The 10,065-nt window shown below is 71.4% G+C and carries 7 protein-coding genes and 1 pseudogene; 6 read left to right on the top strand and 2 right to left on the bottom strand.

Going from position 1 to position 10,065, the window contains the following annotated elements; translation table 11 throughout:
- The 5 genes and pseudogenes from MCAG_RS34125 to sthA all read left to right on the top strand — a co-directional run.
- A pseudogene (locus tag MCAG_RS34125) lies at positions 1-963 on the top strand (hypothetical protein); the annotation flags it as partial.
- 113 nt (positions 964-1,076) lie between these two features.
- Entirely contained in the window at positions 1,077-1,466 is a 390-nt protein-coding gene (locus MCAG_RS28870; protein ID WP_007076472.1) for a DUF1304 domain-containing protein, read from the top strand.
- A 194-nt stretch (positions 1,467-1,660) separates the two neighbouring features.
- On the top strand, positions 1,661-2,029 hold the full coding sequence (locus MCAG_RS28865) for a peptidase inhibitor family I36 protein (protein ID WP_050778118.1): 369 nt from the start codon (positions 1,661-1,663) through the stop codon (positions 2,027-2,029).
- A gap of 576 nt (positions 2,030-2,605) precedes the next feature.
- The gene (locus MCAG_RS28860) at positions 2,606-4,603 is read left to right on the top strand and encodes a family 43 glycosylhydrolase (protein WP_007076471.1); all 1,998 of its coding nucleotides are present in this window, start codon (positions 2,606-2,608) and stop codon (positions 4,601-4,603) included.
- A gap of 185 nt (positions 4,604-4,788) precedes the next feature.
- Positions 4,789-6,192: a Si-specific NAD(P)(+) transhydrogenase gene (gene sthA, locus MCAG_RS28855; RefSeq protein WP_036375707.1), complete on the top strand. Its 1,404-nt coding sequence runs from the start codon at positions 4,789-4,791 to the stop codon at positions 6,190-6,192.
- Between the two features lie 138 nt (positions 6,193-6,330).
- Here sthA and MCAG_RS35475 read toward each other — a convergent pair whose 3' ends face one another.
- The gene (locus MCAG_RS35475) at positions 6,331-7,269 is read right to left on the bottom strand and encodes a hypothetical protein (protein WP_036375704.1); all 939 of its coding nucleotides are present in this window, start codon (positions 7,267-7,269) and stop codon (positions 6,331-6,333) included.
- A 477-nt stretch (positions 7,270-7,746) separates the two neighbouring features.
- Positions 7,747-8,196, bottom strand: coding sequence for a copper resistance protein CopC (locus MCAG_RS35470; RefSeq protein ID WP_007076468.1), 450 nt, complete (start codon positions 8,194-8,196; stop codon positions 7,747-7,749).
- A gap of 390 nt (positions 8,197-8,586) precedes the next feature.
- Here MCAG_RS35470 and MCAG_RS28840 point away from each other — a divergent pair, with 390 nt between their 5' ends.
- Complete coding sequence (locus tag MCAG_RS28840; protein WP_036375700.1) at positions 8,587-10,044, top strand: PepSY domain-containing protein; 1,458 nt, start codon at positions 8,587-8,589, stop codon at positions 10,042-10,044.
- Positions 10,045-10,065: the final 21 nt, after the last annotated feature.

Below are 10,065 nucleotides of genomic sequence, written 5' to 3'. Positions count from 1 at the left end.
GACGAACTGCCGGCCAGTCAGCCACCGCCGCAGGCCGCCGCGCATCATCCCCGGCTACGGATGCGGCACCCGCCGGCGTACCCGCCGCAACGATCCGCAGCACGCGCCGCCAACGCCGAGGTGACCCTGCTGCACCTGCCCGGTCCACGGTTCGCCCGCCAGCCGTCGGGCGGGTCCGTCCCGCACCAGCCGGCCAAGGAGCTGCTCGAAGCCCTCAGCGCCGGCGTGGAGCGGTTGCTCGCCGCCGGCGGTGCCCGGCCGGACGCGCTGCTGATCAGCGGCAACCTGACCGCGGCCGGCGGCATCCGCGAGTTCGACGAGGCGCTGACGTTCCTGACCCGGCTCCGCGGCGTCCTCGATCTGGACGTGCGGCGCATCGCGGTGGTGCCCGGCCCACGCGACGTCAACCACGCGGCCTGCCGCGCGTACTTCGCCAGTTGCGAGGCGGACGAGGTGACGCCGCAGCCGCCGTACTGGGACAAGTGGCGGCACTACTTCCGGTTCTTCGCCGAACTGTACGACGGGGTGGACGGGCCCACGTTCGATCGGCATCGGCCGTGGAGCGTCTTCGAGATGCCCGACCTCAGTCTGGTCGTCGCCGGCATCAACTCCACGATGGCGGAGAGCCATCGACCGGACGACCACTACGGCCTGGTCGGCGACGCCCAGGCGCGCTGGTTCGCCCGGCATCTCGACCGCTACCGGTCCATGGGCTGGCTGACCGCCGGGCTGATCGGCCACCCGGCCGAGCCGGCCGCCGCCGATGCGGTCCGCGACCATGACAGCGTCAGTTCGCTGCTGGTGCCCCGGCTGCACCTGATCGTGTCACCACCCGGGCCATGCGACGGAGGCGCGGACTGCGACCCGACCCTCATCCGGCTGTCCACCGGCGCGGCCGGCGACGTCCGGTCCCGGGTGATCGCGTCCGTGCCCGTCCACCGACCGTCCGACGACCGCCCCTGAGGCCCCGGCGCGGGGCCGGTTCTCCCCTGCCGGACACCGGGGGAGAATGGCCGTACCAGCGACGACGGCCGGTCCCGGCCGTCCGGCGGGGCTCGATCGGAGGAAGCGTCATCTTGGTCATCGCGGGACTCGTGCTGGCTGGCATCGCCGGCCTCATCCACGTCTACATCTTCTACCTCGAGTCGATCGCCTGGACGGGTGCCCGGGCCCGCGCGGTCTTCGGCATCGCCAGCCCGGCGGACGCGGAGAGAACGAAGGCACTCGCCTTCAACCAGGGTTTCTACAACCTGTTCCTGGCGATCGCCATCGCGATCGGCATCGTCCTCTTCGCGTCCGGCTCGCGGACCGTCGGCGCGACTCTGGTCTTCGTCGGTGCCGGCTCGATGGTCGCCGCCGGCCTGGTCCTCCTGCTCTCGAACCCCGCGAAGGCCGGCGCGGCCCTCAAGCAGCTCGTCCCCCCGCTTTTGGGCATCGTCGCCCTGGCGATCGGGCTCGCCTCCTGAGAGGACGTCCACCGAGTGCTCGTCGCCGAGCTTGCCCCCGACGACGAGGCGGTCCCCTACCTGGAGCCTCGTCCTCATCGACCCCCGGGCGCGCCACACCTACCCCAAGCTGCAAGATCAGCTTGGGGAGGACTCGATGCGCGGCGGCTCCTCTTCTTGCTTCCAGGCCCACCCATCGCCCAAGATGGACCCTCATGCGAATCAAGAGTCTGCTCGCCTGCGCATCGATCACGGCAGCGATGGTCGTTGCTGCGGCGCCACCCGCGTCCGCCGCAACCGGATACAACCGCTGCCCGGACTTCAAGATGTGCGTGTTCACCGGTCCGAATGGGTCGGGCACCATTGCGTGGTTCTCGACCGGTGACGGCAACCTTGGGGACAGCTCGGGTCCGGTCGGGATGAACAACAACATCGAAAGCATCTGGAATCGGAGCGGACACACCTGGGAGCTCTTCGACGGGGCCGGGTACTCCGGAACCATGTGGACGTCCAGGCCATACGTCGGTGGCAACAACGTGATCGCCGCTGCTGCCAACAGGGTCTCCTCACTGCGCGACACCTGAGGTCGAGACGTGAATGGGCCACCACTAGCGCGAATGCCCACCAACCGTCCGGTGAACAGCGGCAAGCTGATCAACCTGCTCGCGCTGCTCGCCTGAGCCGAGCAGTCCCGCGTCGCTGGCGACGACACCGCGACGGGCATCGTTTCAAATCGATGGCTTGTCTGTGTGAACGGTAACACGTTAGTCTCCCCTCAAGGAGCGAAGGGCGTGCTCCGGCCGGCCGGGCCTCGATCAGGAACCGGCAGCCGGGGTCACGAGCAGCGCAACGGCAGGTGTCCGGGCCCATCCGCCGAGCGCTACGGCACCGCCACGCGGTGCCGGCCGGCGACGGGAGCCGCTGTCGGCCATTCCTCGGAGCTGACGCCGACAGGCGCGGTGACCTGCCGAGCGATTCCACGAGCCCGCGACGCGTCCCTCGGGCGATCACCCGGCCGGTTCCACCCGCCGCCCCCTGTCCCAGCGGCTGCGGGGCCAGTCGGGCCGTCCTGACCTCCGCCGTCTCGCGCACCCGGGCACACCCCGCCACACGCGCCACCGATCAGCAGCTCCAGTACCTCACAGAGGAGGTAAACGGCAGTGAAACGCTCACGTCTTCGGCTCTGGCTCGCCGCGACGACGGCCCTCGCCGTCAGCGCCGCCGGGGCCACCACGGCCGTCTCCGCCCAGGCCGCCGTCGGTTGCAAGGTCACCTACACGGTGACCAACCAGTGGGAGGGCGGTTTCGGCGCCAACGTCATCGTGGACAACCTCGGCGACCCGATCACCGGTTGGCGTCTGACCTGGTCCTTCACGGCGGGGCAGACGATCAGTCAGTTGTGGAACGGCACGGTCAGCCAGTCGGGCGGCCAGGTGACGGTAACCAACGCCTCGTTCAACGGCACCATCCCCACCGGAGGCAACGTCAACTTCGGGTTCAACGGCACCTGGACGTCGAACAACCCGGCTCCGACCAGCTTCGCCCTCAACGGGGTCACCTGCACCGGCACCGTCCCCACGGGCAACCCGACCACTCCGCCGCCGACCACGCCCCCGCCGACCACGCCGCCACCGACGACGCCCCCGCCGACCACGCCGCCGCCCTCGGGGTCGTTCACGAATCCGGTGTTGTGGCAGGACTTCGCCGACATCGACATCTTCCGCGTCGGTGACGCCTACTACTACTCCGCCTCCACCATGCACTACTCGCCCGGCGCGCCGATCCTGCGCTCCTACGACCTCGTCAACTGGGAGTTCGCCGGCCACTCCGTGCCCCGCCTCGACTTCGGCACCAAGTACGACCTCAACGGCTCCCACGCCTACGTCGACGGCGTCTGGGCGTCGGCCATGAACTACCGCAAGAGCAACAACACCTTCTACTGGCTCGGCTGCATCGACTTCTCCAGGACCCACGTCTACAGCTCCACCGCCGTCGAGAGCGGCTGGAACCGCATCTCCACGATCAACAGCTGCTACTTCGACGCCGGGCTGCTCATCGACGACAACGACACGATGTACGTCGCCTACGGCAACACCCAGATCAGCGTCGCCCAGCTCTCCGCCGACGGCAAGACGCAGGTCCGCGCCCAACAGGTCTTCTCCACGCCCTCCAGCGTCGGCACCCTCGAAGGCGCCCGTTTCTACAAGCGCAACGGCAACTACTACATCTGGCTCACCCGCCCCGCCAACGGTCAGTACGTCCTCAAGTCCACCAACGGGCCCTTCGGCCCCTACGAGATGCGCCAGGTCCTGCTCAACATGCCCGGCCCCATCCCCGGCGGCGGCGTCCCTCACCAGGGCGGCCTCGTGCAGACCCAGAACGGCCAGTGGTACTACATGAGCTTCATCGACGCATACCCCGGCGGCCGGGTGCCCGCCCTCGCGCCGATCAGCTGGACCGCCGACGGCTGGCCCCAGATCCAGACCGTCAACGGCGCCTGGGGCGCGTCCTACCCCAACCCGCTGCCCACCCGCCCGGTCAAGCCCATGATCGGCAACGACACGTTCCCCGGCACCACGCTCGGCCCCCAGTACGAGTGGAACCACAACCCCGACGACACCAAGTGGTCCGTCAACAACGGGCTCCGGCTCCAGACCGCCACGGTCACCAACGACCTCTACAAGGCCCGCAACACCCTCACCCACCGCATTCAGGGACCGACGAGCACCGCCACCATCGAACTCGACTACTCCACGATGCGCGACGGTGACCGCAGCGGCCTGTCCATGCTCCGCAACTCCTCCGCCTGGATCGGTGTCAGACGCGACAACGGGGCCAGCCGGGTGGTCATGACCAACAACCTGACCATGGACAGCAACTGGAACACCACAAACACCGGCACCGAGATCGCCAGCGCACCGATCAGCGGCGGGCGCATCTGGTTGCGCGTCAACGCCGACATCAGACCCGGTGCGGGTCGACAGGCGCGCTTCTCCTACAGCACGGACGGCACCAACTTCGTCTCCCTCGGCAACGCCCTCACCCTCGACAACAACTGGCCGTTCTTCATGGGCTACCGGTTCGGCGTCTTCAACTACGCCACCCAGGCCCTCGGCGGCAGCACCACCGTCAGGAGCTTCAACATCACCACCCCCTGATCACGGGTTGCGCCGATGAGCCTCCGGCACGCCGGCCCACTGGCCGGCGTGCCGGAGCACCGGCCCGTGGGCCAGAGCACCGGCGGCGCTCACTCGGCCAAGGTCGACGACGCTGCCCGATGAGGCCGGGGACCGCGGGCGATCGTGCGCTGGCGCAGGTTGCGGGATCTTGCGAGGCTTACGGCGTGTATGACTACGACCTGTTGGTGTTGGGCTCCGGGCCCAGCGGTCAGAAGGCCGCGATCGCCGCCGCCAAGCTCGGTAGGCGGGTCGGCATCGTCGACCGCCGCGACATGATCGGTGGGGTGTGCATCAACACCGGCACCGTCCCATCCAAGACGCTACGCGAGGCCGTGCTCTACCTGAGCGGCATGAGCCAGCGGGACCTGTACGGCAGCAGCTACCGGGTGAAGGAGGAGATCACGGTCGGCGATCTGGCCGCCCGGACCCAGCATGTGATCAGCCGGCAGACCGACGTCATCCGCAACCAGCTGGCCCGCAACCGGGTCACCCTGATCACCGGCACCGGGCGGTTCGCCGACGCGCACACGATCTGGGTGAACGGCGAGTCCGGGCACGAGTCCCGGGTCACCTTCGACAAGGCCATCATCGCCGCGGGCACCCGCCCGGCCCGCCCGGACAGCGTCGACTTCGACGATCGGACGATCGTGGACTCCGACGGGGTCATCAACCTGGAGGCCGTCCCCCGCAGCATGGTCGTGGTCGGCGCCGGCGTGATCGGCATGGAGTACGCCTCCATGTTCGCCGCGCTCGGCACCAAGGTGACCGTGGTGGAGCGCCGCGACCGGATGCTCGACTTCTGCGACGAGGAGGTCGTCGAGTCGCTCAAGTACCACCTGCGCGACCTGTCCGTCACGTTCCGCTTCGGCGAGGAGGTCGCGGCGGTGGAGAAGCACCCGACCGCAGCGCTGTGCGTCCTGAAGAGCGGAAAGAAAATCGTCGCGGACACGGTCATGTACTCGGCCGGCCGTCAGGGCCAGACCGACGACCTGGCGCTGGAGGCGGCCGGGCTGCAGGCCGACAGGCGCGGCCGGATCACGGTCGACGCGGACTACCGCACGGCGGTGGACAACATCTACGCGGTCGGCGACGTGATCGGCTTCCCCGCGCTGGCGTCCACCTCGATGGAGCAGGGCCGGATCGCCGCGCAACACGCCTGCGGCGAGCCGGTACGCGCGCTCAACGAGTTGCAGCCGATCGGCATCTACACGATCCCGGAGATCAGCTTCGTCGGAAAGACCGAGGATCAGCTGACCGACAGCGCCACGCCGTTCGAGGTCGGTATCGCGCGCTACCGCGAGCTGGCCCGTGGACAGATCGTCGGCGACTCGTACGGCATGCTGAAGCTGCTGGTGTCGCCGGCCGACGGCCGCCTGCTCGGCGTGCACGTGTTCGGCACCGGCGCCACCGAGATCGTCCACATCGGGCAAACCGTCATGGGCTGCGGTGGCACGGTCGACTACCTGATCGACGCGGTGTTCAACTACCCGACGCTCGCCGAGGCGTACAAGGTGGCGGCGCTGGACGCGTCCAACAAGATCCGCAACATCGTCCGGATCGAGGGCTAGCTCGACCGCGCAGCGGGGGCGGGAATCGGCCCGCAACGGTCCTGGTGCGGGCCGGCCCCCGCCTCGGCGCTCGGCGGGGACAGGCGCGGAGCCGACCGCGCCCACCGCCGGGGCCGCCGTGTCCCGGCCACCCGGGTCTCATCCCCGGTCCATGGTGAACTCCGCCGTGTACACCTTCCCCTCGACCTGGAAGTCGAAGAACGCCCGGTACCGGCTCGGCCCCGGCGCCGTCAGCCGGAACCTGGCGGCCCCGTCGATCAGTTCCTGCTCCGGGTGGACGTGCAGGTAGCCCAAGTCGCCCTCGCGGACGACCACCAGGTGCCCGTACGCGCCCAGGTAGCGCTCCAAGCGTGGCGACACCGGGGAACCGGCACGGCTCACCCGGAAGGACAGGGGCACCGTCGCCCCCGCCGTGGGGTCGCCGACCATCGACACCGTGAACGGCCCGGCCGTCGCCTGCGGCTGCGCGGGCGGCAACGCGGCCGGGGTGTGCGTACCGGGCACCTCGTGGTCGACGCCCAGCACCAGCGGCAGCGCGGTGCCGTCGGCCGCAGTCGTGGCGAAGTCGGCGTAGATGCGGTAGCCGCCGGCCCGCTTCAGCGTCAGCGGCACGCTCCAGGTGCCGTCGATCGCCATCGTGGGATGCAGGTGCTGGTAGCCGCCCAGGTCTCGGCCCACCACGATCAGGTGCAGCGGCTTGTCGTGCACGACCGCGAAGCTCGTCGCCGCCCGCCCGTCGGTGCCCACGATCTGGAACCGGTAGTCCACGCTGACGCCGGCCGGCTGGGACCGCGCCACCGGTCGCAGCGTGTAGCCGCCGGCGCTGACCGCAGTCCCGGTCGCCTGCGCCTGCTGCGAGCCGCCGTCGCCGGGATGGGTGTGCGCTCCGGTTCCCGGCGCGTGCTGATGCCCGTCCCCCGCCGAGGCGGCGCCCCCCGTGGCGGGTGCCCCACCGCCGGCCGCCGTCGCGGCCCGACCGTCGGCGGTACCGATCCGCCCGAGCCCGAACCCCGCCAGCAGGGCCACCACCAGCCCGCCGGCCAGCACGGCGAAACCCCGGTCACCCAGCCGGGTCATGACGGTCGGGCGGCTCTGGTCCGCCTCGCGCCGCCCGGCCCCGCGCGTTGCCGGGCCGGGCGACTTGCCCCGTCCCGCTGTTCGGGCAGCCGAGGCGCGGCGCACCACCCGATCGGCGGGGCGGCGGCGCGTCCACGGCCAGCGGGGTACCGACATCGGCCTGCCCACCCCAGCGGCGGTGCGGCGACGCCGCCCCACGACGCCGGCCACCCCCGCCGCGACCGCCACCGCTGCCGCCACACCGAGCCACCCCGGCCAACCATTGCCCTCCTCGCCATCCGAGGCCGTCGCGGGAGCGGCCACGCCGGGTGGAGCCGGCGACGCGGTCGGCGCGGCCGACCCGACCGGGGACTGGGGCGAGCCGTGCCCGGATGTCGCGTGCCGCTCGGCTGCCGCGACCAGCGACGGGTCCGGCCGGGTGGTCGGCGGACGCCATCCCTGCGGCGCCGTCGTGGCCCGCCCGGCGTACCGGAAAGCTCATCGTGCCCCGCACCGGCTCGCCGTCCCGAGGCCACCGACAGGTAGCTGACCGTGTACTGCCCCCCGGGCCGGCAGGTGCGCGAGCGTCACCACCGCCGGGAACCCGGTGGTGTACTCGCATGGCTCGAACTTCCCGTCGACGAGAAGGTACTCCCGCACCGGCTTGTCCAGGGGCGCTGGCGATCCGTGCGTCCAGCCGTGGTCGACCCGACCGCCGCCCGGCGCGGTGACCGCGAAGTACGCGTTGTCGGCGACCCGCTCGGTGAAGTAGAGCTCCACGGCCGCCAACGGCTCGGTGACCGTGGAGCCCGCCGCCGGCGTGGACATGGCCAGGGTGCCGTGCGCCGCAGCGGGCGGGGCTGCCCCGAGGGTGGCGACCGCCGAGGCGAGGACGACTGCGAGCAGACCCGAGACGCAGCGGCCGGGGGCCGGAGGGGGACGACGCATTGGATCATCCTCGCGGCGGGCGAACTTCGGTCAACCCTCGTCAAACTTTTTACGCAGATGGCAGAAGTTTCACTCCCCTCGGCGTCGATCCACATCGGTCGATGGGTGAACCCGACATGGTCCGCCGAAGCGACCCCATCCCGCGAGTGGCGTGGGTCACCAGCAGTCACGGAACTTCACACCCCGTGACGCCGCTCGCCGTCGTGGTCGCGCCGCGCCGACGGGGTGGCCGGTAGCCGCGGCGGTCGCCGCGAAGCCAGGAACTTCACCGGGTCCGCGCCCGACTACCCCAGCGGATGGGCCCTACGGCACCGGTGCGACAGGACCCACCCGCTGTCGTACGGGAACAGTCCTACCGGGAACGATCCCGGCTACTCCGATCGGATGAGTATGTCCATCACCGAATTGCACGGCGAGTCGACGCCGGAGCCCCGCACCCCGGCCGCCGCGCCGGACCCGTCGGCACGCCGCACCCCGGCGTGGGCCGCGCTGCTGCTCCGCCTGCACTTCTACGCTGGTGTCCTCGTCGCACCGTTCCTGCTCGTCGCCGCCCTGACCGGCCTGGCGTACACCGTCAGCCCGCAACTGGACCGGGTCCTCTACGGCGACCTGCTCACCGCCGCCCCGGGCGGCCCAGCGAAGCCCCTCGCCGAGCAGGTCGCCGCCGCCCGGGCCGCCCACCCCGACGGCGCCATCGCCTCCGTGCAGCCGGGCACGGACGGGCACACCACCCGGGTGGAGTTCGCCCAGCCCGACCTCGGCGACCGGCAGCACACCGTCTACGTCGACCCCCACACCGGGCGGGTCGAGGGGCAGCTCACCACCTGGTTCGATTCCACCCCCGTCACCACCTGGCTGGATGACCTGCACCGCAACCTGCATCTCGGCGACCTCGGCCGCCACTACTCCGAAATCGCCGCGAGCTGGCTGTGGGTCCTCGTGCTCGGCGGCATCATCCTGTGGTGGCGCCGCCGCGGAGCCACCCGTACCCGGACGAGGCACCTGCTCGTGCCGGACCTGTCCGCCCGCAGGGGGGTGCGGCGCACCCGGGCCTGGCACGCCACCACCGGGGTCTGGCTCGCCGTCGGCCTGCTCTTCCTCTCCGCGACCGGCCTGACCTGGTCCCGCTACGCCGGGGGCAACTTCGACACAGCGCTCGACGCGCTGCGCGCCGGCACTCCCGAGATCTCCACCAGCCTGACCGGCGCGCCCCCGCCGGGCGGCGGGGAACACCAGCACGGCGGCGCCTCCGCCACGGCGGCGGACCCCGCGACGTTCGACCGGGTGCTGGCCGCCGCCACCGACGCCGGTCTGACCGGCCCGATGCGGATCACCCCCGCCGAGGAGCCCGGCAGCGCGTGGACGGTCGCCCAGACCGACAACACCTGGCCCGTGGCCCGGGACCGGATCGCCGTCGACCCGGTCGCCGGCACGGTGACCGCCCGCAGCGACTTCGCCGACTGGCCGCTGCTCGCCCAGCTCAGCAGCCTCGGCGTCCAGGCGCACATGGGCCTGCTCTTCGGCCCGGTCAACCAGGTCCTGCTCGCCGCGCTCGCCCTCGGCCTGCTCTGCGTCATCGTCTGGGGCTACCGGATGTGGTGGCAACGCCGCCCCACCCGGACCGCCCGCCGCGCCGTCGTCGGCACTGCGCCCGTACGGGGTGGGCTGCGCGGCCTGCCGGTGTGGGCGCTGCTGCCCGCTCTCGTGGTGACCGTAGCCGTCGGGTGGGCGCTGCCCTGGTTCGGCGGCCCCCTGCTCGCCTTCGTCGTCATCGACGTCGGCCTCGGGGCGCTGGCCAGGCGCCGCCGCCGGGACGTCCCGGTCTCGCCCGCCCCCGCCGGCACCTGACCGGCCGCCGACCAGCCGGTG

The sequence above is a fragment of the Micromonospora sp. ATCC 39149 genome (assembly GCF_000158815.1).
GTDB lineage: Bacteria > Actinomycetota > Actinomycetes > Mycobacteriales > Micromonosporaceae > Micromonospora.
This window is presented reverse-complemented; position numbering and strand designations above follow the sequence as displayed.